The sequence below is a fragment of the Arthrobacter jinronghuae genome (genome assembly GCF_025244825.1).
GTDB classification, from domain to species: Bacteria; Actinomycetota; Actinomycetes; order Actinomycetales; family Micrococcaceae; genus Arthrobacter_B; species Arthrobacter_B jinronghuae.
In genome coordinates, this window is record NZ_CP104263.1 from 2,839,940 (window position 1) to 2,866,131 (window position 26,192).

Sequence of the window (26,192 nt, forward strand, 5' to 3'; positions counted from 1 at the left end):
GCCTCACGGATCTCCGTCGGACCTGTTACGTAGTAATTAATCTTCGGATTTGAACGGGAAGCCGAGCGCCTTCAGCAGCGCGCGTCCCTCGTCATCGGTCTTTGCGGTGGTAACCACGGTGATGTCCATGCCGCGTACGCGGTCGATCTTGTCCTGATCGATTTCGTGGAACATCGACTGCTCGGTCAGACCGAACGTGTAGTTGCCGTTGCCGTCGAACTGCTTGCCGTTCAGGCCGCGGAAGTCACGGATACGGGGCAGTGCCAGGGTGACCAAACGGTCCACGAATTCCCACATGCGATCGCCGCGCAGCGTAACGTGCGTACCGATCGGCATGCCTTCGCGCAGCTTGAACTGGGCGATGGACTTGCGTGCCTTGGTGACCTGGGGCTTCTGGCCCGTGATCTGGGTGAGGTCGCGTACCGCACCGTCAATGAGCTTGGAGTCCTTAGCGGCATCTCCAACACCCATGTTCACAACCACCTTGACGAGGCGGGGAACCTGGTTGACGTTCGAGTAGTTGAATTCGTCCTGCAGGGTCTGCTTGATCTCCGCTGCGTAGCGGGTCTTCAGACGGGGGACGATCTTGGTGACAGTCTCAGTCATTAGAGGTCCTTCCCAGAGCCCTTGGCCACGCGGATACGCACAGTGCGCTCACGGCCATCTTTTTCGACGGTTTCAGTGCGGAAGCCAACGCGGGTCGGCTTCTTGGTCTCCGGGTCGACAATGGCGACGTTGGAAACGTGGATCGGGGCTTCAACAACCTCGATGCCGCCGGTCTTGGAACCGCGGGAGGACTGGCCAACCTTGGTGTGCTTGGTGACGCGGTTGATGCCTTCAACGAGGATGCGGTTGCTCTCGGGGAAAACCTTCAGAACCTTGCCCTGCTTGCCGCGGTCTCCGCCGCGCTCAGCCTTAGCACCGGTGATGACCTGAACGAGGTCACCCTTCTTGATTTTTGCCATGGACTAAAGCACCTCCGGAGCCAGCGAAATGATCTTCATGAACTTCTTGTCGCGAAGTTCGCGGCCGACGGGCCCGAAGATACGGGTACCGCGGGGGTCGCCGTCATTCTTCAAGATCACTGCAGCGTTCTCATCGAACTTGATGTAGGAACCGTCCTGGCGGCGGCGTTCCTTCTTGGTACGGACGATGACGGCCTTGACCACGTCGCCCTTTTTGACGTTGCCGCCGGGAATTGCATCCTTGACGGTGGCAACAATGGTGTCGCCAATGCCTGCGTAGCGACGGCCGGATCCACCGAGAACGCGGATGGTCAAGATTTCCTTGGCACCCGTGTTGTCGGCGACCTTCAGTCGCGACTCCTGCTGAATCACTTATTACTCCTGTCGTCGCGCCGGTTCTCGAAATGAGCCTTGCGGAACGGATATGGGTGGACCCCGTAATACTGGTACTCAACGCCGGGCGGGCCGGCCGCACGCCAGTGCAGCCGCCTTACGCGGCGTCGAACAAGATTATCGGGCTTTTGTCTCATTCGGCGGTGAGGAAGTGCGTACCGGGGACCCGGTTCGAGACCGGATTATGGACACACTTCCGCACCACACAGACAAGATTTCAAGTTTATCGCGAAAAGGCCCCGGAAGCGAAATCGAAGATGATAACGCGGCCGGGGCCCTCACGCTGTGGACGGTGCCGGTGTGTTCTCCGCTTGCCGCGGAGATCACACCGGCGGGCCGGCCGGTACTTCTTACTACTAGGTTACTTGGCCTTTTCGAGGATCTCGACCAGGCGCCACCGCTTGGTAGCGGACAGCGGCCGGGTCTCGGCGATCAGCACGAGGTCGCCAATGCCGGCAGCGTTCTGCTCGTCATGTGCCTTGCGCTTCTCGGTCCGGCGAATAACCTTGCCGTAAAGGGCGTGCTTCACGCGGTCTTCAACCTGGACGACGATGGTCTTGTCCATCTTGTCCGAGACCACGTAGCCGCGTGCGGTCTTCCGGTACCCGCGGGCATCGGCGCCGTTTGCGTCAGTTGTCACTGCTGCCTCATTCTTGTTTTCGCTCACTTGGCATCATCCTCAGCGACCTTGGCTTCAGCTTCAGACTTGTCAGCCTTCTTCTTTGACTTCTTCGGTGCCTCGGGTGCTGCTTCCTCAACGGGAGCGACAACCTCGGGACGAATGCCCAGCTCGCGCTCACGCAGCACCGTGTAGATGCGGGCGATATCGCGCTTGACTGCACGCAGACGACCGTGGTTTTCCAGCTGGCCGGTGGCCGACTGGAAGCGGAGGTTGAACAGCTCCTCCTTGGCCTTGCGCAGTTCTTCTACGAGACGGTCCTTATCGAAGCCGTCCAGCTGCTCAGTTGTCAGCTCTTTTGATCCAACTGCCATTTCTATTCACCACCCTCGCGACGCACAATGCGTGCCTTCAACGGCAGCTTATGGATCGCCAGGCGCAGGGCCTCACGAGCTACCTCTTCGGAAACACCGGAGAGTTCGAACAGAACCCGGCCCGGCTTGACGTTTGCAACCCACCACTCCGGAGAACCCTTACCGGAACCCATACGGGTTTCAGCAGGCTTCTTCGTCAGCGGACGGTCCGGGTAGATGTTGATCCAGACCTTACCGCCGCGCTTGATGTGGCGTGTCATGGCAATACGCGCAGCTTCAATCTGGCGGTTGGTGACGTAAGCAGGCGTCAGAGCCTGGATACCCCACTCGCCGAAGCTGACGGCGGTGCCGCCGGTTGCAGCGCCGGAGCGACCCGGGTGGTGCTGCTTACGGTACTTGACTCGACGTGGGATAAGCATTTAAGCCTGTCCTCCTTCTGCTGCGGGGGCAGCTGCCTCAGCGGCCGGAGCCTCTGCAGCAGCAGGCGCGGCGGCTTTGTCGCCGCGCTCGGGACGACGACGGCGGTCGCCGCCACGGTCACCGCGGTCGGCCGGGCCGCGGCCCGGACGGTCGTTGGAGCGTCCGCGGGACGGTGCAGCAGCCTGCTGTGCAGCCAGTTCCTTAGCGGTAACGTCGCCCTTGTAGATCCAGACCTTCACGCCGATGCGGCCGAAGGTGGTCTTGGCTTCGAAGAAACCGTAGTCGATCTGCGCGCGGAGGGTGTGCAGGGGCACACGGCCTTCGCGGTAGAACTCGGAACGGCTCATTTCAGCGCCGCCCAGACGGCCGGAGCACTGGATACGGATACCCTTGGCGCCTGCACGCTGTGCGGACTGGATGGCCTTCTTCATCGCACGGCGGAAAGCCACGCGGGAAGAGAGCTGCTCTGCAACACCCTGGGCAACCAACTGTGCTTCCATCTCGGGGTTCTTGACCTCGAGGATGTTCAGCTGGACCTGCTTGCCGGTGAGCTTTTCGAGCTCGCCGCGGATGCGGTCTGCTTCGGCGCCGCGGCGGCCGATCACGATGCCCGGACGTGCGGTGTGGATATCCACACGGACACGGTCACGGGTGCGCTCGATCTCAACCTTGGCGATGCCGGCGCGGTCCATGCCGGTGGACATCAGCTGACGGATCTTGATGTCCTCGCGGACGAAGTCCTTGTAACGCTGGCCCGGCTTGTTGCTGTCAGCAAACCAGTGCGATACGTGGTCAGTGGTGATGCCGAGTCGGAACCCGTGCGGGTTTACCTTCTGTCCCACTTAGCGTTCCTCCTCGATCGTAGGGGTTGCGACTACCACGGTGACGTGGCTGGTCCGCTTGTTGATGCGGTAGGCGCGGCCCTGGGCCCGCGGCTGGAACCGCTTCATGGTGGGTCCTTCGTCAACGAATGCTTCGCTGACAAAGAGGTCACCCTCGTCGAAGGCCACGCCGTCACGGTCCGCGAGGACACGTGCATTGGCCATAGCCGACTGAATTACCTTAAGTACCGGCTCCGAAGCTGCCTGGGGGGCAAACTTCAGAATTGCCAGAGCCTCATTCGCTTGCTTGCCACGAACAAGGTTGACGACGCGCCGGGCCTTCATAGGCGTTACGCGGATATGACGCGCAATTGCCTTGGCTTCCATTGCTTTCCTTCTCTCGTCTTCTGCCGAAAGAGCAGCGCCTAGCGGCGCTTGCCCTTGCGGTCGTCCTTCACATGGCCGCGGAATGTCCGCGTCAGAGCGAATTCGCCGAGCTTGTGCCCGACCATCGACTCGGTGACAAACACCGGAATGTGCTTACGTCCGTCGTGTACGGCGATCGTGTGCCCGAGCATGTCGGGGATGATCATCGAACGGCGGGACCACGTCTTGATGACGTTCTTGGTGCCCTTTTCGTTTTCGGCCGCTACCTTGAGAAACAGGTGCTGGTCGACGAAGGGGCCTTTCTTCAGGCTGCGTGGCATGTTTCCAGGCTCCTATCGCTTGTTCTTGCCGGAACGACGGCGACGCACAATGAGGTTGTCGCTCTCTTTATTGGGACGGCGGGTACGGCCTTCGCGCTTACCGTTCGGGTTGACCGGGTGGCGTCCACCGGAGGTCTTACCTTCACCACCACCGTGCGGGTGGTCGACCGGGTTCATGGCGACACCACGGACGGTCGGGCGTACGCCCTTCCAGCGCATACGGCCGGCCTTGCCCCAGTTGATGTTCGACTGCTCGGCGTTGCCGACCTCGCCGATGGTGGCGCGGCAGCGCACATCAACGTTGCGGATTTCGCCGGAGGGCAGACGCAGCTGGGCGAAGCGGCCTTCCTTGGCGACAAGCTGAACGGATGCACCGGCGGAGCGGGCCATCTTGGCGCCGCCGCCCGGACGCAGTTCAACGGCGTGGATGGTCGTACCCACGGGGATGTTACGCAGGGGCAGGTTGTTTCCGGGCTTGATATCAGCGCCGGCGCCTGCCTCTACGAAGTCGCCCTGCTTGAGCTTGTTCGGAGCAATGATGTAACGCTTGGTGCCATCAACGTAGTGCAGCAGCGCAATGCGGGCGGTACGGTTCGGATCGTATTCGATCTCGGCAACGCGTGCGTTGACGCCGTCCTTGTCGTGGCGGCGGAAGTCGATCAGACGGTACTGACGCTTGTGTCCACCACCCTTGTGCCTGGTCGTGATCTTACCGGTGTTGTTACGGCCGCCCTTTTTGGGCAGCGGACGTACCAACGACTTTTCCGGCGTCGACCGCGTGATTTCGGTGAAGTCGGCTACGCTCGAGCCGCGACGGCCCGGGGTAGTCGGCTTGTATTTACGGATTCCCATTATTTATTCCTCGTTAAAGTGGTCTCCGCCCTAGCTGAGCGGACCGCCGAAGATGTCGATTGTGCCGTCCTTGAGGGTGACAATTGCGCGCTTGGTGTTCTTGCGCTGTCCCCATCCGAACTTGGTGCGCTTACGCTTACCGGCACGGTTGATGGTGTTGATCGAGTCGACCTTGACGGAGAAGATTTTCTCCACGGCCAGCTTGATCTCGGTCTTGTTGGAGCGGGGGTCGACCAGGAAGGTGTACTTACCTTCGTCGATCAGGCCGTAGCTCTTTTCCGAGACGACGGGTGCAAGCACTACGTCGCGCGGATCCTTAGCGGTGGTCGCGCTCACTTGGCGTCCTCCTTGACTGTGTTCTTGCCGACGAACTCGTCGTAGGCAGCCTTGGTGAAGACCACGTCGTCGGCAACAAGCACGTCATAGGTGTTCAGCTGATCTACGTAGATCACGTGAACAGCCGGAACGTTGCGCACTGAAAGTGCGGCAACATCGTTGGCGCGCTCGATAACAACGAGCAGGTTCTTGCGGTCGGAAACCGAACGCAGGGCGCTCAGTGCGTCCTTGGTGGAGGGCTTGGTGCCTTCAACCAGGGATTCGAGGACGTGGATACGGCCGTTGCGTGCCCGGTCCGACAGGGCGCCGCGCAGTGCAGCAGCCTTCATCTTCTTGGGGGTGCGCTGGCTGTAATCGCGGGGCGTCGGTCCGTGGACTACGCCGCCGCCGGTCATGTGAGGAGCACGGATGGAGCCCTGACGAGCCCGGCCGGTGCCCTTCTGCTTGAACGGCTTGCGGCCTGCGCCGCTTACCTCGGCGCGCGTCTTCGTCTTGTGCGTACCCTGGCGGGCGGCTGCAAGCTGAGCAACTACCACCTGGTGGAGCAGCGGTACGTTCGTCTGAACGTCGAAGATCTCTGCGGGGAATTCAACAGTGGTTTCGTTAGCCATGAGACTAATCTCCCTTCACGGCAGTGCGTACGAGGACGACCTGGCCGCGGGCGCCGGGAACGGCACCCTTGATCAGCAGGAGCGACTTCTCGGCGTCCACACCGTGAACCGTGAGGTTCATGGTGGTGTGACGGACGCCGCCCATGCGGCCCGCCATCCGAACGCCCTTGAAGACGCGGCCCGGGGTGGATGCGCCACCGATGGAACCCGGCTTACGGTGGTTCTTGTGTGCACCGTGGGAGGCACCAACGCCATGGAAGCCGTGACGCTTCATGACACCGGCAAAGCCCTTGCCCTTGGAGGTTCCGGTGACGTCGACCTTCTGGCCGGCTGCGAACATCTCAACAGAGAGTTCCTGGCCCAGCTCATAGGTGTCGGCGTCTGCGGTACGCAGTTCAACTACGTGGCGGCGCGGCGTGACGCCGGCCTTTTCAAAGTGGCCGGCCAGCGGCTTGGTCACCTTGCGCGGGTCGATCTGGCCGTAGCCGATCTGAACGGCGGTGTAGCCGTCCTTTTCCGCGTTGCGCAGCTGCGTGATGACGTTGGAGTCAGCCTGGACGACGGTTACGGGGATGAGCTTGTTGTTCTCGTCCCAAACCTGGGTCATGCCGAGCTTGGTGCCCAGCAGTCCCTTTACCTGGCGTGTAAGTGAAGTAGACATAAGTATCCGCTCCCCCCCTACAGCTTGATTTCGATGTTCACGTCTGCAGGCAGGTCGAGACGCATCAGCGAGTCAACGGCCTTAGGCGTGGGGTCAATGATGTCGATCAGGCGCTTGTGCGTGCGCATTTCAAAGTGCTCGCGGCTGTCCTTGTACTTGTGCGGCGAACGGATAACAACGTAAACGTTCTTTTCCGTGGGCAGCGGCACGGGGCCTACTACCGTTGCGCCTGCACGCGTGACCGTCTCAACGATCTTCCGTGCTGATACGTCGATGACCTCGTGGTCATACGACTTCAGCCGGATGCGGATTTTTTGTCCCGCCATGGCGTCGTGCCTCTTTCTTCGAGTAATGCTCTCTGTACAGTTTTTGCGCCGAACTGCCTTACGGCCTGGCGCCCCTCCAACAGACTGAATCCGGATAATTCCGGGTTCCTCACCCTGCCGAGGCTCCGACCCCCGCGCTCGGGCGTGTCGCGGTGTTGAGACCAACGACGCCGAGCAAGAATAGGGGCGGGTTATATATGGGCTCTTTCCCTGAAGGATCCGACCCTGCATCAGGCATTATCCTGACCGGGACGAAATCTCACCACTGCCTGATCCCTGCTGTTCGCAGGAACATGGGCGCGTGTGGGCACAAAAGCGCTTGAACAACTTCTCTAGTCTGCCAGACTCGGGCACAGATGGCTAATCAGGCATCTTCCACCGGAGGTCTCCCTCCGGGGTCCCGACGCCGCGCTGCCCAAGTCCGTTCACGCTGCCTCAGGGGTAAACCCCTCAAGGGGCGGCGCTTTAACTTCCACCAGTCTAACGCACCGCCGGCGGCACCTTGAAAGTCAGGATTCGCCGTCCCGGTTGGCCCGGCGGATGCGCCTGGCCCGCTCAATTTCAGGGCGGAACCGCTTGCGGGACCACCCGACGCCTGCAGCCACTGCGGCCACGATCACCAGAAGGATAAGGAATTCCATGGTCCGAGCCTAGCGGAGCCTTTGTCCCGGTGTCAGAGGGCACAGTACTCCTTAGCCGGTGCACGGCAGTCGGGGCACGGCACTCAGCGCATTGTCTGGCCTGTCTTGGTCCCGGCTCCCCGCTTCCGGCCCGGCTTGGCTTGGCGGGCTTGGCCGAGCCGGGCAGAGCCGGGCCAGGCCGGGCCGGGCAGAGCCGGGCCAGGCCGGGCCGGGCCGGGCAGAGCCGGGCCAGGCCGGGCCGGGCAGAGCCGGGCCAGGCCGGGCCGGACGACCACCGCTCTCCCCTGCGCTGCACGCATCCAGGATTCAGGATCCACCGGCACGTCAGCGCGTGCGGTCCTCCTCCGGGGCCTGCATGCGGCCCGGAGCGTTTGTGTCCGCTCCAGGTCCGGCGTTGCCGCCCGGTACAGGTCCCGCTCCATCCGCACTGCCGGTGTTCGAGGGGCCGGACACCGCCGGCGCATTGCCGGTGTTCGAGGGTCCGGACACCGCCGGCGCACTCCCCTGCGCCGGGTACACCGGCACCGGCGGTGCCGAACCGGTTGCCGGCACCGGAAGGGCCGGGTCCCCCTGCGCAGTTTGAACAGGTGGATTCCCCGGTTCCTCGGTCCGCACACGGGTGAGCCGCCAGACAGCCAAAGCGATCAGCCCGATGCCCAGCAGGGCCAGGAGCAGGAACGTGTAACCGCGCAGGTACCAAAGCACCGCCAGCACCACACCGGCCGCGCCCCACAGAGTGAACAGCCTTCTGCTCGCCAGAAGACCGAAGGCCAGGAGCCCGGCGTGTGCCACCAGCGCCCAGAGCTGTTTTCCGCCTCCACCGAAGATGACCGTGGACAGACCGCTGGATGAAAGGATGACGGCCGAAACCCCCAGGACCATGGTGCCCCGCTGGTCGCGTTTACGAAGGAACTCGTAAGCTGCGAATCCGGCCAGGACAGCTGCCCAATACTGCAGGGACCAGAATCCGCTGACGTTGCCCAGAACGAGCCAACCCATTCGCTGCACCGCCAATGCGGTCACCAGCACGGCGGCCTGCACGGCCGGCTCACGGAACCGGGCGGGAACCTCGACGAGGGCCAACGCCAAAGCAGCAACCACGGTCAGTGCGCCGGCTGCGGCTGACGAGTCAGGGACCATTGCCGGTATCGCCGCCAGTGCCAGGATCAGAGCCGAAGCCGAGCCCAGGATGCTCCGGCGGAGCTGCGAGGGCGAAGTGGCTCCCGCCGCGCCGCCCGGCCGCGATGATTCCACCGAACGGAGCGGGGTGAGGAGACGGAGGGCCTGGAGAACAGCCGCTGTCACCCAGAACGGCAGCAGCGAAGCAAAGCCGGCATCCCCACTGCCTGCAAGGACAGTATCGAAGAGTCCCCGGAACAGGGCCATCATTCCCATGGTGAGCAGGACCGGCGTCCCGACGGCCAGCCACGCAAGGCTGCGGGCAGAGGAGACAACCAGGAAGATTGCCGCACCCAGAACGAAGGCAGCAGCCAGCAGGAAGCTATTGTCTATGGCCAGGCTGATCACAAGGACAGTGGCGGTATAGCCGACGGCAGCTACCAGCAGTGCCGTACGGGTGGGTTTATCGAGGGACCTGCGCGCTTCCCCGCACAATGCCGCCGCTGCGAGGACGAGCAAAACCGATCCTGCCGCGCCGCCGTCGAGCAGCCCTTCCCGAAGCGATCCCCGGCTGCTGAACTGCAGCAGGTTGCTGAGGACCAGCGGAAGTGCACCCAACGCGTACACGGCGGGATAGACAACCCAGGCTGACCTGGGGTGCCGCTCCGCACGGCGCTGAGTGAACGCAGCCGCAGCCGTGATGAGGAGCAGGAGCAGATGCAGCGCGACGACGTCGCGTTGGTTGGCCGTTCCGGCAAGGAAGCTGTAGACGATCGGAATCAGGGCCAGCAATGCGATGCTCAGCCACTGCGACGTTTCGGAGTATCCCATGTCGTCGAGTCGGCGATGCAGCAGGGTACGGAACAGCTGCTGTATTGCCAGTGCTACGGCGCCGGCAATGAACAGGCCGTGCATACCGACGCCGAGGTCGGCAGCCACGAGCACCGTCTGGACCACCACCAGGCCCTGCACGCCGAGGAGGTAGAGACCGCGGTTGCTTTCTGTGCGCTTCAGTGCGAGATGCACAAAGTAGGCCAGGGCTGCCAGAACCAGCAGTTCGTAGCCGCGCAGCCCCAGCACTCCGGCACCTACCGCCGCCGCAGCGGCGAATCCTGCCAGTGCCGCTGCTTCGTACCGATCGGGAAGCAACAGCGAGGTGGCAACATTCGCGGCCAGCGCGATCCAGAGCAACGCCAAGGTCCAGCCGGCCCAGTGTCCCTCGACTGCCCGGGATGCGGCAGTAGCCAGCAGCGCCACCAATGCGGCGGCGGCGAGGAACTCGGCAGCGAACCTCAGCGGCCTACCCCTCCGCACGCGGATGACGGCGGCCAACTGGCTGAACACCGCCACGGCGGCGGCACAGAGGACAAGGAACATCAGCATGCCGCTTTGCGCGGCCGGTCCCTGCAACCCGACATATGCCAGGGGAACTCCTGCTGATGCAGCCAGACCGCCCCACCGTGCCCATGATGCAAGCCCCAGCGGCTCCAGCATCCCGGCAAAGAAGGTCCGCAGCACCTGCCCGACGGCAATACCGACCGCCACGGCAGCGAAGACCTGATGAACGTCCCCGGTCAGGTCGGCCGCCACCAGCCCGGCCAGGATAACCGCCAGGATCTGGACGGCCAGGAGATAGGCGCCGCGGAGGGGATTGCTGCGGCCCAGAACGAGGTACGTGCAGTAGGCAAGGGCTGCCAGCACCAGGATCTGGTACCCCCTGACCCCCAGGACCCCCGCGCCAACGACGGCGGCGGCGGAGAAGCCGGCGGGTGCAGCCAGTGCGGGCCAGCTGCGGCGAAGCATCAGTGCAGTAAACACATTGACGGCAAGCGCCGCGGCGAGGACGGCCACGGTGGCAACTGCTCCGTTGCCTTCCGCCGCCCGCACGCCGGTCACCAGCAGCAGCACCAGTCCTGCTGCGGCGGCGGCTCCAACGGAAGCCTGGGTACCGGGAACACGCTTACGTCCGGTGACGCCGGCGGTTCCGCTGGAAGCTGCGGTAGAGGACCCCGGCGAACCGGTATCGGCCGCAACGTGTTCACCGAAGCGCGTCCGCCCTGCCGCCCCAAGCGTGTATGCGCCCTGGGTGAGGACCGCGGAACCGGCGCCGATGAGCAGCAGGACAACTCCGGTCTCCGAACGTGCTGCGGTGTAGGTAAGGATGTAATAGAGCGGGGGCAGCATCGCCAGCACGGTGACGGTTGCCCACAGGAGCGTCTGGGCGAGTCCGAGCCCGCGGAGTTTCCGGTCCAGGAAAATCCGCAGAAGGTGCTGGGCAGCCAGGCAGGCCGCCATGGCAATAAAGATCCCGTGCACCCCCGCTCCGAGGTCTGCGGCAATCAGGGCAGCCAGGGCAGTCAGTTGGGTCTGTCCTGCCGCCAGGTAATAGGTCCGGTGCGTCTTGGGCGCGAGCTTCCAGGCCAGGACGGCACAGTAGCAAAGAGCAGCGGCTGCAAGCAGTTCGTAGCCCCTGATGCCCAGGAGGCCTGCACCCATAAGTACAGCAGCCGCGAAACCGGCCGGTGCAGCAAGGAGGTACCTTCCGCCGGGCCGGAGGACGGATGTCAAAACGTTTCCGGCCACAACGGTCCACAGGCCCACCAAGGTCAGGGTTAGCCCCGGCGATTCCTGGAAGCGGAGCAGCAGCGTCAGGACCACCGCGGCAGCAGCCGCAGTGGTAATGGCTGCCCCCGGGAAGCGTTCGGGCTTTGCGCGCCGTGTACGGACAACCGAAACGGCCTGATTGGCCGTCAGCGCGAGCACCGCGGTGACGAGGGCCCAGGCTCCTGCATTCACCCCGGACACTCCGACAAGGGAGGCGAGGACGGTCAAGGACACCAGCAGGACGGCCGCAGCGCGTGCGGCGAGGACGAATACCAGACGTTCCTCCGCGCCGCCCCGCACCGCACGGATCACCAGATAGCCTGCGAGGACTGCGGTGGCCAGGACGCCCGGCCACAGTGCGTCGCCGGGCATCAGCGCATTAGGCACAAAGGCGAGGGCGGCCGGCATGGGCACCGCATACTCAAGGCGTCCGCCCAGTTTCCAGGCGGCGGCGAAATACGTCAGCAGGACTACGACGACGGTTCCTGCGAAGGCAACGGAACTTCCCGAAGACTGCCACTCGCGAACCACGTACCAGAGTCCGGCTACCAGTGCGGTGCACGCCTGCAGGACCAACAGGGCGGCCACATCGACGCGGAAGAATCTACGCGCAGCTTCTTCGGGGGCAGCCGCAGGCTTCTTCTTGAGGCTGACGGTTGCCGCCATTGAAGCCGCGGATTCGGATGCCGGGGCGGGAGATGACGGGACCGGTGGTGCCGGTTGTGCCGGTTGTGCCGGCACGGGCACAGGCTTGTTGCCCTGTGCCGCAGCCGGTGCCTGCGGATCGGAAGCCCCTGTTCGTACAGTTCCCGCCTCCGGGCGGGAACGCTCGTCGACGTCCCGGTCCAAAGGCAGCCCGGTGCTCTTGGCGGCCACCTGCAACAGGGCTGCTGCACCGTACATGGGGCGGCGTGCCAGGACCCCTGCCGTCTGGACCGCAACCTGCACCGCGAAAGCGAGCAGCGTCAGCTGGGTGCTGTCCGTAACGGAATAGAACAGGGACGTAAGTCCCACGGTGCCGGCCGCCCGCAGCCCATAGCTGTTGACGAGCTGGTGGCGGGCGGGGCCCTGCCAGAGCATTACGGCGTAGTAGAGGGCGAATGCGAGGAACAGGATCCCCAGCTGCGCCGAGCTTAGCTGGCCGGAGATCTGGACGGAGGCGATGGCCGTAGCCGGAACCAGGTAGCGGTGGGAGCGGACAAATGCATCTACGTAGAGATTGTTCAGCCAGCCCGGACGCCGGACCGCAGCGAGGCTGATCAGGGTGGCCAGAATGACCGTGAAGAGGAAGTACCAGACGATTCCCCAGCGCAGTGCCGCACCGGAAGCCAGGCCCGAGGACAGCAGGAACGTCAAGGCAAGATAGGTGACTACCCGGCTTTCAATCTTTGCGGCGGCGTACGCAAACGCCGCGGTTCCAACCACCGAGGTGACCAGCCAGGCCGCAGGTCCGTCCGGAAGCACAAAATTGAACAGGGCTAGTCCGACCACGGGGATCAAGGCCAGGCCGGTACCCGTAAATGCTACGGCTGCCGGCCGAAGGCGGGCGCTTCGGGCATGTATGACCAGTCCCGAGATATAGAACAGGGCCGTGACAGCGACAACTCCGAAGAAGCGGGCCTCTGCCGGGATGGCCAGCCCGATGAACAGTGCGGCAGCAGCCACCAGCAGGAGGCTGGCGGAGTAGAGCGTGATGTTGATGTTGCGCAGGTCCCGGCGTCGTTTTTCTTCCTTCAACTCGGCTTCGGTCTTGACCAGCGGAACCGGTCGAGGCGGAACCGGTCGAGGCGGAACCGGTCGAGGCGGAACCGGAACGTTCCGGTTCGGGGCACCGGGCGCTGGGACGGCAACCGGCGGGTGGCCGCCCGGCACTCCGACAGGAGGCACAGCGGCTGACGGAGCATGGGACTGAGACGACGGAACCGTGTATGAGGAGACATACGAAGCAGTGGGGGCCGGTGCGGCAGCGGGGGCAGGTGCGGCAGCAGGGGCAGGTGCGGCAGCAGGGGCAGGTGCGGCAGCAGGGGCCGGTACAGCAGCAGGGGCCGGTACAGCAGCGGGAGCAGGTGCGGCAGCGGGTGCAGCAAGAGCCGGCGTGACGGCAGGAGGCCCAGCAGGGGCCGGCGCCGCGGCAGGATCCGAAGCGGCGGGAGCAGGTGCCGCGGCGGGTTGCTGGAAGCGCAGTGCTGCGTCGTTGAATCCCGCCCGGTAACCGTCTTCGTAGATTTGGGCCGGCGGCGGCAGCGGCCTGCCCTGGCTGTCCACGGGGCGGGCGGCTTTTTTACCTGCCGACCGCCCTATGGCGAAACTGGCAGCGGCTGCTGCCAGGAAAAAAAGAAAGACCCCCATGAAACTGCTACCTTCCGGTTCGAGTTCGACTGGAGACCATCCTAGGGTGCTGCAGCTCACATGCTGGTAACTGTTCGATCCCGGTGGGTACAACATTCCGTGCCGGCCGCACCCAGGCGTCCTGTGCAGGAATAGTGCCTGACTGCCTGCGGGCACAGGGCAGGCCGCGTGGCGGCGCCCGGTCCGGTCCGGCACCGGCAGGCGGCGCAGCGCCCCCAGCCGACCCGCAGCGGCCCCCAACCGACCCCACAACCTGCCCCCGGCGGAAATGTGCCCCGCCTGCCGATCTGCCGCAAAGGCTGTTCCAGCCCGGATAACAAACTGGTAGCGTCGGCGCACTAGGGGTCAGGGGGAAGGCGCCACACGAACGGAAAGGGCCTTGCGGCCATGTATCTTTCGGTCCTTGGAACGCACTCCGGCATCACCGGTTCGGTGCAGGTTCCCAACTCCAAATACCACGCCCACCGGGCGCTGATACTGGCTTCCCTCGCTCCGGGGACCAGCCGCATTTCCGGTCTGACCGATGCCCGCCATGTGCAGTACACGGTGGCCGCGCTACGCCAGCTCGGTACTGCGATAGACGTGCAGGATGACACCTTTATTGTCCACGGCGGCCCGTACCGCCCACGGCGTGCCGTTGTCTCCGCCGGCAGCTCCGGAACCACGCTGTACTTCATGGCCGGACTCGCCTCGCTGGGGACACGCGACGTCGTCGTCACCGGGCAGAAATACTTCCAGCGCCGCCCCATCGGTGCCTTGTTGGCTGCCCTCCGCGAGATGGGTGTGGACATCGCCTCGAACGGCGGCTGCCCTCCCCTGCAGGTTGCCCACGGACGGCCGCGCGGCGGCGAAGTCCATATCTCCGGGACCCTCTCACAGTGGATTTCCGGCCTGCTCCTGCTGGCACCGTTTGCCCGTTCCGAAACGACGGTGCTGGTGGACGGCCCGCAGAATGAAACCAGCTATGTGGAACTGACCCTCGCCATGATGGCCCGCTTCGGATTGCAGGTGGAGGCCTCCGAGGACCTCAGGCGCTTCCGCATCCCGGCGGACCAGCAGGCCGTCCCCGCGGACCTGCGGCTGCCACCGGATATCGGGTCGGCTGCCTTCGGACTCGCGGCGGCGGCCCTTCATCCGGCAGATATTTCCCTGACCGGGCTGAGCGCCACCTCCTCGTCCGGATCCGACCATCCCGAGGCTGACTTCCTGGACCTTGCGGCGCAGATGGGGGTGCCCATGGACTACGACCAGGCAGCCGACGCGGTGAGGGTCCGCCATCAGGGCCTGGACCTGCAACCCGTCGACGTCGACTGCCGGCGCGTGCCGGACATGCTTCCGGTGCTGTCTGTGATGGCATGCCTCGCCGCGGGCCGGAGCGTTTTCCGCAACATCGACCACGTACGGATGAAGGAGTCCGATCGGGTGGCCGCCATGCTGCAGCTGAACTCAATGGGCGCGGACCTCACCGTGGAGGGCTCTACCTTGACGATCCGCGGAGTCGGCAGCCTGGGCGGCGCGGATCTCTCCTCCTTTAATGACCACCGGGTCCTGATGTCCCTGGCCGTGGCGGCTTCCGCCGCAGAAGGACGCAGTACGCTCACTTATCCAAACGCCTACCGCATTTCCTACCCCGAATATCTGGCGGCCATGACCACTTTCGGGCTGCACATGAAGGTCGAAGACGGCGTGCTCCAGCGTCCCCGCCCCAGCCGGCCGGCCCGAACCGCACGCGGAAGCCGCCCCCGGAGCATTTACGGACCGGCCGCAGTAGAGGCGGCAGCGGCCGTCACCGGTCCGGACTGGGTACGGCGCTGGGCTGCGGAACGTCCCAATGAAACAGCGGTGGTCGACGGCGGCCCGCGGATATCGGGGCACCTCACCTGGTCCGAGCTCGACACGCAGGCCCACCGCGTCGCCGCAGCACTGCTGGAGCTGGGGGTGCGGCCGGGTGACCGGGTGGCTTTCCAACTCCCCAACCGAAGCGAGTTCGTTGTCCTCACCGTGGCTGTCCTGCGCCTGGGCGCCGTCGCCGCGCCCGTGATGCCGATCTTCCGGGAGCGGGAGGTCGCGCTGGTACTGGACCGGGCCGGTGCCCGCGTCTTCGTTGCCGTGGAGGAGTTCCGCGGACGCCATCCGGCGGAGGAACTGGCCGGGCTGCTGCAGCGCGCGGACCGAACCGATGCGGTGCCCGCCCCCAAGGTGGCGGATGTTCTGGTGCTGCGGAATGCCGAGTCGCCGCGCCCCCTCCCCTCTGTAGCCGGCGGCCCGCGGTTCCACGACTGGGACGCCGTGCTGAACCGCGTGCACCCCGCGGCTGTGCTCCCTCCCGGTGCTGCGCCAACCGTCGGGGACCCTGCACAGTTGCTTTTCACGTCCGGCACCTCCGGGGAACCCAAGGGGGTGGTGCACCGTCATGGGGCGCTTAGCCGCGCTGCGGCCATGGAGGCGGCGCATCTGGGCCTCACCAGCGATGACGCCGTCTTCATCCCCTCACCCCTGGCCCACCAGACCGGTTTCCTGTACGGAATGTGGCTCTCGTTCGTACTCGGCTGCCCGCAGATCCTGCAGCCGGTGTGGGACGCGGAACGGGCCGTGAAACTCATGCGGGGGTGGCGTGCCACCTTCGTCCAGGCTGCCACCCCGTTCCTCACCGACCTGGTTGCCGCCGTGGACGCGGGAACCGCAGCTCCGCCCAGCCTGCGCATCTTCGTCGCGACAGGTGCCGCCGTCCCCCGGCACCTCGCCGAGCGTGCCACACGTGTTCTGGGTGCGGGCATCTGCGGTGCGTTTGGAACCACTGAAACCTGTCTGGCCACCCTGGCGTCACCCGGGGATGAACCGGTAAAGGTGTGGGGCACCGACGGGCGGGCGTTGGAGGGGGTGCGGACCCGGATTGTCGACGACGACGGCCGCCTCCTGCCGCCCGGCGTCGAGGGCAACTTCGAGCTTCTCAGTCCCACCGTCTTTGACGGGTACCTTGACCGTCCGGACCTGACCAAGGAAGCCTTGACCGAAGACGGCTGGTACCGCACGGGAGACACCGCCATCCTTGATGATGCCGGGTACCTGCGCATCACCGGACGGGTTCGCGACATCATCAACCGCGGAGGGGAGAAAATCCCGGTGGCCGAGATCGAGCAGCTCCTCTACCGCCATCCCGCCGTGCGGGATGTTGCCCTGGCGGCCATGCCCGATGATCGGCTGGGCGAGCGGGCCTGCGCCTTTGTAGTCCCCGTGGAGGGGTCGCGCCTGCAGCTGGCGGATCTCACCGGGTTCCTCGACCGGCACAGCGTCTCCAGGCATTACTGGCCTGAACGCCTCGAGCTGGTCGACGCACTCCCCCGCAATGCCGTGGGCAAAGTGCAGAAGTTCCTGCTGCGGGACACGGCCCGCAGCTTCGCCGCCGGCGGCGGACCGCCCGAACCCGGAACACCGGATTGGAGCAGCCAGTGAGTACTGCAGCCATCGCAGCCGACGGACGGGGCAGCAGTATCCCGGACCCGGAATACAGAGACCTGCTCGCGTCCGTTACCGAGTGGGTCGAGGGCCCCGGCGAGGAATGGGCCGACCGCATCGAAACCGGCGGCACCGTGCCCGACGCCCTGTGGAAGGAGCTCCGCGAGGCCGGCTTCCTTTCGCTGGCGGCACCGGCGGAACTCGGCGGCCGGGGGCTGAGCTTTGTCCAGTGGATGGGCCTGATGGAAGTCTTCTCCCGTTCACACGCCTCGGTCCGCATGATCGTGCACGTGGTCAACGGCACCTGGCGTGCCATGAATCCGCATGCCGACGAGGTGCAGCGAAGGAAGTTCGTCCTTCCGTCCGTGGCAGGAGACCTGGTTGTTGCTTTCACCCTGACGGAACCCGGCAACGGCACGGGAGCGGACATCACCTCGAGTGTCCGGCGGGTCGGTGACACCTATTACCTCACCGGCCGCAAGCACCTGATCACTTTCGGTGTGCGCTGCGACTACTGGCTGCTTTTTGCCCGGTTGGAAGGCACCTCCGGCAGTGCAGGAACGGTGGCGCTGCTGGTGGACCGGCATGCGCCCGGCGTCGAAGTGGAAGACACCTCGCAGACCATGGGGGTCCGCGGCACCGACCATGCCTCCCTGGCTTTCCGAGATACTCCCGTCCCCGTTGCCGACCGCCTCGGAGCGGAGGGAGATGGACTCTCCATTGCCCTCGGCGGCTTCCTCACCCCCAGCCGGATCTCCGTGGCGATGAGCTGCGTCGGGCTGGCCCAACGCGCCCAGCAGCTCGCAGTCGACCATGCCCTGGAGCGCACCACCTTCGGGAAACCGCTCGCCGCGCGGCAGGCCATCGCCTTTGCCCTGGCGGAAAACGCCGCCGATATCGAGGCGGCCCGCGCCTTGACCCTCCATGCAGCCTCGGCTTGGCAGGACGGTGTTCCCGATGCCGGTTCCCTGTCCTCCATGGCCAAGCTGACCGCAGTGGACATGCTCACCCGGGTAACGGACAAGGCCCTGCAGGTCCACGGCGGCATCGGGTACTGGAAGACCGCACCCATCGAACGGGTGTACCGCGACGCGCGGGCGCAGCGCTTCGAAGAAGGGACCAATGAAATCCAGAAAACGGTGATTGCCCGCGGTATCCTGCGCCAGGCCCAGGGCCCGCGGGCCGACGCCGCCCCGGCCGATCCGTCTGCGGCATCCGCCGCCCGCCTCTGACACCGACATGCTTGACCGGGTCTTCTCCCCCGTTTCCCTCGGGCGGCTGAAGCTGGACCACCGGATCATCATGGGGTCAATGCACCTGAACCGGGAGGATGACCCACGTGCCCTGGCCGCGTTCTACGGCGAACGGGCGGCCGCCGGCGCCGGGCTGATCGTCACGGGGGGCGCGGCAGTGAACCGCGCCGGCGCCGGCGGGCCCAACTACCTGCTGATCAATGAGCCCGAAGCCGCCGCCCGGGTCTCCCCGATGCTCGATGGGGTGCATGATGCGGGCGGCAGGCTCGCCCTTCAGTTGTTCCACGCGGGACGCTACGCCCGGGAAAGCACGTACGGGCTGCGTCCTGCCGCGCCGTCGGAGGTGTATTCCGACTTTTCACGCGCTCTGCCCCGCGCGCTCACGCCGGGGCAGATCGAGGACACGCTTGCCGACTTCGCTGCGGGTGCCGCTGCCGCCCGCACCCTGGGCTTCGATGCGGTGGAGATCATGGGGTCCGAAGGTTACCTGATCAACCAGTTCGCCTCGCCCCTGACCAACCTGCGCCAGGACCGTTGGGGCGGGGATCCGCACCGCAGGCAGGCTTTTCCACTGGCGGTGCTGCAGGCGGTCCGGGACGCAGTTGGGCCCGGCTATCCGGTCATCTACCGGACATCGGGTGCCGACTTCGTCGCCGGATCGAGCTCCCGGGAAGAATCTGCAGCCCTGGCGGTGGCACTGGCCCGGGAGGGGGCCGATGCGGTCAACATCGGCATCGGGTGGCACGAGTCAGGGGTGCCGTCCGTGCAGGGCCTGGTTCCGCACGGCCGCTGGATGGAAGTTGCAGGGGGGATCCGCACGGCCCTGACGGCTGCGGGAGTGCCCGTTCCGGTCATCGGCAGCAACCGGATCAACTCGCTGGAGCTTGCGGAGCGTGCCCTTGCCGCCGGACACGCGGACCTGGTTTCAATGGCCCGCCCTTTCCTCGCCGACCCGGCAATCGTGGACAAGACCCGGCGCGGCGAGTCGAACCTCGTCAACACCTGCATCGCCTGCAACGAGGCCTGCATCGACCGTTCCCTGGGAGCCGAACCTGTCTCCTGCCTGGTCAACCCGCGGGCCGGCCGCGAAACAGAATTTCCGCTTCCGCTACGGCCGCCCCGGCGACGGGGCGGTGCCCCCGTCCGGGTCGCCGTAGTGGGAGCCGGTCCGGCGGGGATGCAGGCTGCCGCAACGGTGGCGCAGGCGGGACATCCCGTGGACCTCTATGAGCAGGACAGCTCCATCGGCGGGCAGTTCCGGCTGGCCGGCAAGGTGCCGGGCAAGGCAGACTTCCTGCAGACCATCCGCTATTTCACCCATGAACTGGCGCGGCTCGGCGTCCGCGTCCTGACGGGCACCGCCCCCGAGGCCGCGCACTTGGCCCGCTATGCACACGTCCTGCTGGCCACGGGTGTCCGGCCTCGAACCGTCCGTCTGCCGGGCACCGGCCTGCTCCCCGTGCTGGACTACCGGCAGGCCTTCGCGGACCCGGCCCGGCTGGGCCGACAGGTAGTCATCATCGGTGCCGGCGGCATTGCAGTGGACCTTTCCCGCCTCCTGGCGGATACCGGGGCGGCCGGCGGGACGGCAGGCGGTTCCAGGGACGTAACCATAATGCGCCGGGGGTCCCGGATCGGTCACGGCATCGGCCCGTCCACGCGGTGGGCTGTGCTTCAGGAAATCCGCGCTGCCGGTGTCCGGACCCTCGCTGGAACCACGCCGCTGGAAGTGACCCCCCTCGGGCTTCGCGTCCGGAACGCGGACGGCACGACGGCGGTCCTGCCGGCTGACGCCGTCGTCCTGGCTGCCGGGCAGGTCCCGCACAACCCGCTCCAGTTCCAGCTGGGCGCCCTCGGCATCCCCTGTACGGTGATCGGCGGTGCCCTGGACGCCTCGGGCCTGAACGCTGTCCGTGCCTTCGAACAGGGGCTGGCGGCCGGCACCACCGTGGCGCGCTTACTCGAGCCGGCACGAACCGGAGGACGGACTCCGGCTTAAAAGCAGCAGGGCCCCGCTGCCATAAGCAACGGGGCCCTGCTAAGAACCGATGAGGTTCAGGCTAAACCATCAAATTACTTGATGATCTTGGTGACGCGGCCTGATCCAACGGTGCGGCCGCCTTCGCGGATAGCGAAGCCGAGGCCCTCTTCCATAGCGATCGGCTGGATGAGCTCAACGGTCATCTCAGTGTTATCGCCGGGCATAACCATTTCAGTGCCCTCGGGGAGGGTGATGACGCCGGTTACGTCCGTGGTACGGAAGTAGAACTGCGGGCGGTAGTTCGAGTAGAACGGGTTGTGGCGTCCGCCTTCATCCTTGGACAGGATGTAGACGTTGGCTTCGAAGTCGGTGTGCGGGGTAATGGAACCCGGCTTCACGACAACCTGGCCACGCTCTACGTCTTCGCGCTTGATACCGCGGAGCAGCAGGCCACAGTTCTCGCCGGCCCATGCTTCGTCAAGCTGCTTGTGGAACATCTCGATACCGGTAACCGTGGTCTTCTGGACCGGACGGATGCCGACGATCTCGACCTCGGAGTTGATGGCGAGGGTACCGCGCTCGGCGCGGCCCGTGACGACGGTTCCACGACCGGTGATCGTGAAGACGTCCTCGATCGGCATCAGGAACGGCTTGTCCTTGTCGCGAACGGGGTCCGGCACGTTGTTGTCAACGGCTTCCATGAGCTCTTCGACGGCTGCAACCCACTTGGGGTCGCCTTCGAGAGCCTTCAGGCCGGAAACGCGGACGACGGGAGCGTTGTCGCCGTCGAAGTCCTGGGAGCTCAGCAGTTCGCGAACTTCCATTTCCACGAGGTCGAGCAGTTCTTCGTCGTCAACCATGTCGGACTTGTTCAGTGCGACCAGCAGGTAGGGAACACCAACCTGGCGGGCGAGCAGGACGTGCTCGCGGGTCTGTGCCATCGGACCGTCGGTAGCGGCAACCACGAGGATTGCGCCGTCCATCTGAGCTGCACCAGTGATCATGTTCTTGATGTAGTCAGCGTGGCCGGGGGCGTCTACGTGTGCGTAGTGGCGCTTCTCGGTCTGGTACTCGATGTGCGAGATGTTGATGGTGATGCCGCGCTGGCGCTCTTCAGGTGCAGAGTCGATAGCAGCGAAATCGCGCTTTTCATTCAGATCAGGGTACTTGTCAGCAAGCACCTTCGAAATGGCAGCGGTCAACGTCGTCTTTCCATGGTCAACGTGACCAATGGTGCCGATGTTGACGTGCGGCTTAGTCCGCTCGAACTTTGCCTTCGCCACGGGTTCCTCCTAGAGAGTTAGAAGACTCAATCTCCAGCCGCGCTTTTCGCAACTGAAACTGATGTAAGTCTACTTGGGGCTGTTTATTTGATGAAATTGCCGATTTCCGCAGCAGCCTCGGAAGGCCGCTCAGTCTGGCTATGCGCCCGGTCCGGGCCGAAGCCCGGACCGACCGCACACGGTGGGTGGCCCGGCGTGAACCGGTCCACCCTCCAAGTTTTACTCGCCGCGCGTCTTCTGGATGATCTCGTCGGCAACTGCCTTCGGGACCTCGGCGTAGCTGTTGAAGGACATGGAGTACACGGCGCGGCCCTGGGTCTTCGACCGCAGGTCGCCGATGTAGCCGAACATGCCGGACAGCGGGACGTGTGCCCGGATGACCTTTACGCCGGCTGCATCTTCCATGGACTGCATCTGGCCGCGACGGGAGTTGATGTCACCGATAACTTCACCCATGTATTCCTCAGGGGTGCGGACTTCAACATCCATCAGCGGTTCGAGCAGGACAGGGCTTGCCATACGTGCGGCTTCCTTGAAAGCCTGCCGTCCGGCAATCTTGAACGCCATTTCCGAGGAGTCGACGTCGTGGTACGCGCCGTCAAGCAGCGTGGCCTTGATGCCGACAACCGGGTAACCGGCGAGCACACCGTCAGTAAGCGCGCTCTGGATACCCTGGTCAACGCTGGGGATGTATTCGCGCGGAACGCGACCACCGGTGACCTTGTTCTCGAATTCGTAGAACGTGCCGTCGGACGTATCCAGCGGCTCGATGGCGATCTGGATCTTAGCGAACTGACCCGAACCACCGGTCTGCTTCTTGTGCGTGTAGTCGTGCTTGGCGACTGCACGGCGGATCGTTTCGCGGTAGGCAACCTGGGGCTTGCCCACGTTTGCCTCGACGCGGAACTCGCGGCGCATGCGGTCCACCAGGATGTCCAGGTGGAGCTCGCCCATGCCGGCGATGATGGTCTGGCCGGTGTCTTCGTCGAGGGAGACCTGGAAGGTCGGATCCTCTTCGGAGAGCTTCTGGATGGCCGTGGAGAGCTTCTCCTGGTCACCCTTGGTCTTCGGCTCGATGGCCACGGAAATCACGGGCTCCGGGAAGCTCATGGATTCCAGCACGATCGGCTCCTGAAGGTCGCACAGGGTATCGCCCGTGGTGGTGTCCTTCAGGCCGATGGCGGCGTAAATGTGGCCCGTCGTGATTTCCTCGACCGGGTTTTCCTTGTTGGCGTGCATCTGGAAGAGCTTTCCGATGCGCTCCTTCTTCTGCTTGGTCGCGTTCATGACCTGGGCGCCGGAAGCAGCGTGACCGGAGTACACGCGGATGTAGGTCAGACGGCCGAAGAACGGGTGCGTCACAACCTTGAATGCCAGAGCCGAGAACGGAGCGTTGGCATCAGCGGCGCGTTCGAGGATGACCTCTTCGTCGCGGATGTCGTGGCCCTTGATGTTCGGGACGTCAAGCGGGCTGGGCAGGTAGTCGACGACGGCGTCCAGCATCGGCTGCACACCGCGGTTCTTGAAGGCAGAGCCACACAGAACCGGGTAGACCTCGGAGTTGATGGTCAGCTTACGAATGCCGGCCTTCAGCTCGGCAATGCTGATCTCTTCGCCTTCGAGGTACTTGTTCATCAGTTCGTCGCTGGCTTCAGCAACGGTCTCGACGAGCTGTGCGCGGTACTCTTCGGCCTTTTCCTGCAGTTCTGCGGGAATCGGTTCGATTTCGTACTTGGCGCCCATGGTCACGTCACCCTTGGCGTCGCCGCGCCAGGTGAGTGCACGCATTTCGAGGAGGTCGACGACGCCTTCGAATTCGCTCTCGGAGCCGATCGGCAGCTGGAGGACCAGCGGCTTGGCGCCGAGGCGGTTGATGATCGTGTCTACGGTGAAGTAGAAGTCAGCGCCCAGCTTGTCCATCTTGTTGACGAAGCAGATACGCGGAACGTCGTACTTGTCGGCCTGGCGCCAGACAGTCTCAGACTGCGGCTCAACGCCTTCCTTGCCGTCGAAGACAGCAACGGCGCCGTCGAGGACGCGCAGGGACCGCTCAACCTCGACAGTGAAGTCAACGTGACCCGGGGTGTCGATGATGTTGATCTGGTTGTTGTCCCAGTAACACGTGGTAGCTGCGGAGGTGATGGTGATACCCCGCTCCTGCTCCTGTGCCATCCAGTCCATCGTGGACGCACCGTCGTGGGTCTCGCCGATCTTGTGGTTGACACCCGTGTAGAACAGGATGCGCTCAGTGGTGGTTGTCTTGCCGGCATCAATGTGGGCCATGATGCCGATGTTGCGGACCTTATTCAGGTCGGTAAGCACGTCAAGTGCCACGGTTTCTCCCTTTTTTGGTTGCTTCCGTCAACGGCGCTTATCCGGCTGAAGCCCTGCGGCCCGCAAATGCGGGCCACAGGGCCTTCAACGGCTGCCGTCAGCTTGGCGTATTACCAGCGGTAGTGGGCGAAGGCCTTGTTGGACTCGGCCATCTTGTGGGTGTCCTCGCGGCGCTTCACAGCTGCACCAAGACCGTTGGAAGCGTCCAGGATTTCGTTGCGCAGACGCTCAGTCATCGTCTTTTCGCGGCGGGCCTTGGAGTAGCCGACCAGCCAGCGCAGCGCCAGTGCAGTTGCACGGCCCGGCTTGACCTCGACCGGAACCTGGTAAGTAGCGCCGCCAACACGGCGGGACTTGACCTCAAGGCTCGGCTTGATGTTGTCCATGGCCTTCTTCAGGGCTGCAACCGGATCCTGTCCGGTCTTCTCCTGAGCGCCTGCAAGTGCACCGTAAACGATGCGCTCTGCGGTGGACTTCTTGCCGTCTACCAGAACCTTGTTGATCAGCTGCGTGACCAGCGGGGAGCCGTAGACGGGATCCAGTACGAGCGGCCGCTTGGGGGCCGGACCCTTGCGGGGCATATTACTTCTTCTCCATCTTCGCGCCGTAGCGGCTGCGAGCCTGCTTGCGGTTCTTGACACCCTGGGTATCGAGGGCACCGCGGACAATCTTGTAGCGGACACCGGGAAGGTCCTTCACACGACCGCCGCGCACCAGCACGATGGAGTGTTCCTGAAGGTTGTGACCCACACCGGGGATGTAAGCGGTTACTTCGATGCCGCCGTTGAGGCGGACACGAGCAACCTTACGCAGAGCCGAGTTCGGCTTCTTCGGGGTGGTGGTGTAAACGCGGGTGCAGACACCACGGCGCATCGGGCTGCCCTTGAGGGCAGGAGCCTTGGTCTTGGAGACCTTGGGTGAGCGGCCCTTGCGGACCAGCTGCTGAATCGTAGGCACTTTCGTGTTCTCCGTTTTTTCTCGAGATAATTCTCTGGTTGCCCCGCCCCGCTGCCGGCTGAAACCAACTAAAGGGGCGGCGCGCTTCAAGTCGTTGCCGCAATGCCCCGAGAAGTTCCGTATTCTCGCCGAAAGCGACCGTAGGCGTGCAAAAGTGTGGCATTCGTTGCGCAAGGACCCCGCAACCCGGAAACAGGCCCGCCCATTCCTTACGGAATGCATTCCTCCGAGTATCTCTCCACGGAGGGCACGCGAGCGGCCTTCATCCACTGCCACACAAACAATTGGTTTTCAGTCTAGCAGACTTAACGACTCCCGGACGAAAGTGCGAGCAGCGTCACTAGCTGCGGGCACTCAGGGCCGAGGTAATCGTGGCCGAAGCCTGCTGCAGGTGCGGCAGCACTCGTGCGGCCGCCTCTTCCAGAGTAAGCCCCATGGTTGCCTGCATCGACGTATTCAGGGCCGCGACCACGTTTCCCCGAGGGTCCAGGACGGGAACGGCCACGGAGCGCAGGCCCAGTTCCAGCTCCTGGTCCACGATGGCCCAGCCCTGTTCCCGTGCCCGCGCCACGAGGGTACGCAGCCGGTCCGGGTCCGTGACCGTGCGCTCCGTCAAGGGACTCAGGCTGGCTTTGGACAGGTAGTCGTCGAACCGGTCCTCGGGGAGCCCTGCCAGCAGGACCCTGCCCATGGAGGTGGCGTAGGCCGGGAACCGGGTCCCCACGCTGATACCCACGGTCATCAGCCGCCGGGTATGGATCCGGGCGATGTAGACGATCTCGTCGCCGTCCAGCACCGAGGCCGACGTCGACTCCGAGATTTCCCTGGACAGGTCCTCCAGCACCGGCTGTGCGAGCTGGGGCAGGGATTGGCCGGAGAGGTAGGAGTACCCCAGCTGCAGGACCAGGGCGGTCAGTTCGAAAGTCCGCCCGTCCGTGCGTACGTAGCCGAGTTCCACGAGGGTGAGCAGGAAGCGGCGGGCCGTGGCCCGGGTCAGTCCGGTTCGGCGCGATACCTCGCTCAGGGTCATCTGCACGTGGTCGGCGTCGAAGGCCCGGATCACCGTCAGGCCGCGGGCCAGCGACTGTACGAACTGGTCGCTGGCCGATGCCGTCTCGCTCACATGTCCC

The 26,192-nt window shown here is 64.7% G+C and carries 25 protein-coding genes; 4 read left to right on the forward strand and 21 right to left on the reverse strand.

Going from position 1 to position 26,192, the window contains the following annotated elements; translation table 11 throughout:
* Positions 1–36: 36 nt before the first annotated feature.
* The 16 genes from rplE to N2K98_RS13375 form a co-directional block, all read right to left on the reverse strand.
* Positions 37–606, reverse strand: a complete 570-nt coding sequence (gene rplE, locus N2K98_RS13300; RefSeq protein WP_227918727.1) for a 50S ribosomal protein L5 — start codon at positions 604–606, stop codon at positions 37–39.
* Positions 606–965, reverse strand: coding sequence for a 50S ribosomal protein L24 (gene rplX / locus N2K98_RS13305; RefSeq protein ID WP_227918730.1), 360 nt, complete (start codon positions 963–965; stop codon positions 606–608). The genes rplE and rplX overlap by 1 nt, the downstream gene beginning before the upstream one ends.
* 3 nt (positions 966–968) lie before the next feature.
* On the reverse strand, positions 969–1,337 hold the full coding sequence (rplN, locus tag N2K98_RS13310; RefSeq protein WP_055239356.1) for a 50S ribosomal protein L14: 369 nt from the start codon (positions 1,335–1,337) through the stop codon (positions 969–971).
* 382 nt (positions 1,338–1,719) lie between these two features.
* Positions 1,720–2,025 (reverse strand): 30S ribosomal protein S17, encoded by a 306-nt coding sequence (gene rpsQ / locus N2K98_RS13315; protein WP_279326965.1) that lies wholly within the window; start codon positions 2,023–2,025, stop codon positions 1,720–1,722.
* Complete coding sequence (gene rpmC, locus N2K98_RS17235; RefSeq protein ID WP_146361098.1) at positions 2,022–2,351, reverse strand: 50S ribosomal protein L29; 330 nt, start codon at positions 2,349–2,351, stop codon at positions 2,022–2,024. The genes rpsQ and rpmC overlap by 4 nt, the downstream gene beginning before the upstream one ends.
* Positions 2,352–2,353: 2 nt before the next feature.
* The gene (gene rplP, locus N2K98_RS13325; RefSeq protein WP_055239353.1) at positions 2,354–2,770 is read right to left on the reverse strand and encodes a 50S ribosomal protein L16; all 417 of its coding nucleotides are present in this window, start codon (positions 2,768–2,770) and stop codon (positions 2,354–2,356) included.
* A complete protein-coding gene (rpsC, locus tag N2K98_RS13330; RefSeq protein WP_227918732.1) occupies positions 2,771–3,613 on the reverse strand; it encodes a 30S ribosomal protein S3 in 843 nt (280 codons plus the stop codon).
* A complete protein-coding gene (rplV, locus tag N2K98_RS13335; RefSeq protein WP_227918735.1) occupies positions 3,614–3,979 on the reverse strand; it encodes a 50S ribosomal protein L22 in 366 nt (121 codons plus the stop codon).
* A 38-nt stretch (positions 3,980–4,017) separates the two neighbouring features.
* On the reverse strand, positions 4,018–4,299 hold the full coding sequence (gene rpsS, locus N2K98_RS13340) for a 30S ribosomal protein S19 (protein ID WP_104052734.1): 282 nt from the start codon (positions 4,297–4,299) through the stop codon (positions 4,018–4,020).
* 12 nt (positions 4,300–4,311) lie between these two features.
* Positions 4,312–5,151: a 50S ribosomal protein L2 gene (gene rplB, locus N2K98_RS13345; protein WP_146361090.1), complete on the reverse strand. Its 840-nt coding sequence runs from the start codon at positions 5,149–5,151 to the stop codon at positions 4,312–4,314.
* A gap of 30 nt (positions 5,152–5,181) precedes the next feature.
* The gene (rplW, locus tag N2K98_RS13350) at positions 5,182–5,487 is read right to left on the reverse strand and encodes a 50S ribosomal protein L23 (RefSeq protein WP_104052736.1); all 306 of its coding nucleotides are present in this window, start codon (positions 5,485–5,487) and stop codon (positions 5,182–5,184) included.
* Positions 5,484–6,098, reverse strand: coding sequence for a 50S ribosomal protein L4 (gene rplD / locus N2K98_RS13355; RefSeq protein WP_227918737.1), 615 nt, complete (start codon positions 6,096–6,098; stop codon positions 5,484–5,486). Before rplD ends, rplW begins: the two co-directional genes overlap by 4 nt.
* Positions 6,099–6,102: 4 nt before the next feature.
* The gene (rplC, locus tag N2K98_RS13360; RefSeq protein ID WP_229947286.1) at positions 6,103–6,759 is read right to left on the reverse strand and encodes a 50S ribosomal protein L3; all 657 of its coding nucleotides are present in this window, start codon (positions 6,757–6,759) and stop codon (positions 6,103–6,105) included.
* 17 nt (positions 6,760–6,776) lie between these two features.
* Positions 6,777–7,085 carry a 30S ribosomal protein S10 gene (rpsJ, locus tag N2K98_RS13365; protein ID WP_146361073.1) on the reverse strand — a complete coding sequence of 103 codons (309 nt, stop codon included), beginning with the start codon at positions 7,083–7,085 and terminating at the stop codon, positions 6,777–6,779.
* Positions 7,086–7,594: 509 nt separating this feature from the next.
* Positions 7,595–7,726 carry a hypothetical protein gene (locus N2K98_RS13370; RefSeq protein ID WP_255796997.1) on the reverse strand — a complete coding sequence of 44 codons (132 nt, stop codon included), beginning with the start codon at positions 7,724–7,726 and terminating at the stop codon, positions 7,595–7,597.
* 324 nt (positions 7,727–8,050) lie between these two features.
* Positions 8,051–13,186, reverse strand: coding sequence for a hypothetical protein (locus tag N2K98_RS13375; RefSeq protein ID WP_255865017.1), 5,136 nt, complete (start codon positions 13,184–13,186; stop codon positions 8,051–8,053).
* A 191-nt stretch (positions 13,187–13,377) separates the two neighbouring features.
* Here N2K98_RS13375 and N2K98_RS13380 point away from each other — a divergent pair, with 191 nt between their 5' ends.
* The 4 genes from N2K98_RS13380 to N2K98_RS13395 all read left to right on the forward strand — a co-directional run bounded on the left by N2K98_RS13380 (position 13,378) and on the right by N2K98_RS13395 (position 20,506).
* Positions 13,378–13,548, forward strand: coding sequence for a hypothetical protein (locus N2K98_RS13380; RefSeq protein ID WP_255865016.1), 171 nt, complete (start codon positions 13,378–13,380; stop codon positions 13,546–13,548).
* Between the two features lie 637 nt (positions 13,549–14,185).
* Positions 14,186–17,251, forward strand: a complete 3,066-nt coding sequence (aroA, locus tag N2K98_RS13385; protein ID WP_255865015.1) for a 3-phosphoshikimate 1-carboxyvinyltransferase — start codon at positions 14,186–14,188, stop codon at positions 17,249–17,251.
* Complete coding sequence (locus N2K98_RS13390) at positions 17,248–18,486, forward strand: acyl-CoA dehydrogenase family protein (RefSeq protein ID WP_255865014.1); 1,239 nt, start codon at positions 17,248–17,250, stop codon at positions 18,484–18,486. The genes aroA and N2K98_RS13390 overlap by 4 nt, the downstream gene beginning before the upstream one ends.
* Before the next feature lie 7 nt (positions 18,487–18,493).
* Entirely contained in the window at positions 18,494–20,506 is a 2,013-nt protein-coding gene (locus N2K98_RS13395; protein WP_255865012.1) for an oxidoreductase, read from the forward strand.
* 74 nt (positions 20,507–20,580) lie between these two features.
* Here the strand turns inward: N2K98_RS13395 and tuf are convergent, their stop codons facing one another.
* The 5 genes from tuf to N2K98_RS13420 all read right to left on the reverse strand — a co-directional run bounded on the left by tuf (position 20,581) and on the right by N2K98_RS13420 (position 26,185).
* The gene (gene tuf / locus N2K98_RS13400; RefSeq protein WP_227918747.1) at positions 20,581–21,771 is read right to left on the reverse strand and encodes an elongation factor Tu; all 1,191 of its coding nucleotides are present in this window, start codon (positions 21,769–21,771) and stop codon (positions 20,581–20,583) included.
* Positions 21,772–21,990: 219 nt separating this feature from the next.
* Entirely contained in the window at positions 21,991–24,105 is a 2,115-nt protein-coding gene (gene fusA / locus N2K98_RS13405; protein ID WP_255764885.1) for an elongation factor G, read from the reverse strand.
* A gap of 110 nt (positions 24,106–24,215) precedes the next feature.
* On the reverse strand, positions 24,216–24,686 hold the full coding sequence (gene rpsG / locus N2K98_RS13410) for a 30S ribosomal protein S7 (RefSeq protein WP_146361062.1): 471 nt from the start codon (positions 24,684–24,686) through the stop codon (positions 24,216–24,218).
* A 1-nt stretch (position 24,687) separates the two neighbouring features.
* On the reverse strand, positions 24,688–25,062 hold the full coding sequence (gene rpsL, locus N2K98_RS13415; protein WP_146361060.1) for a 30S ribosomal protein S12: 375 nt from the start codon (positions 25,060–25,062) through the stop codon (positions 24,688–24,690).
* Between the two features lie 340 nt (positions 25,063–25,402).
* A complete protein-coding gene (locus N2K98_RS13420; protein WP_229950001.1) occupies positions 25,403–26,185 on the reverse strand; it encodes an IclR family transcriptional regulator domain-containing protein in 783 nt (260 codons plus the stop codon).
* Between the last annotated feature and the right edge of the window lie 7 nt (positions 26,186–26,192).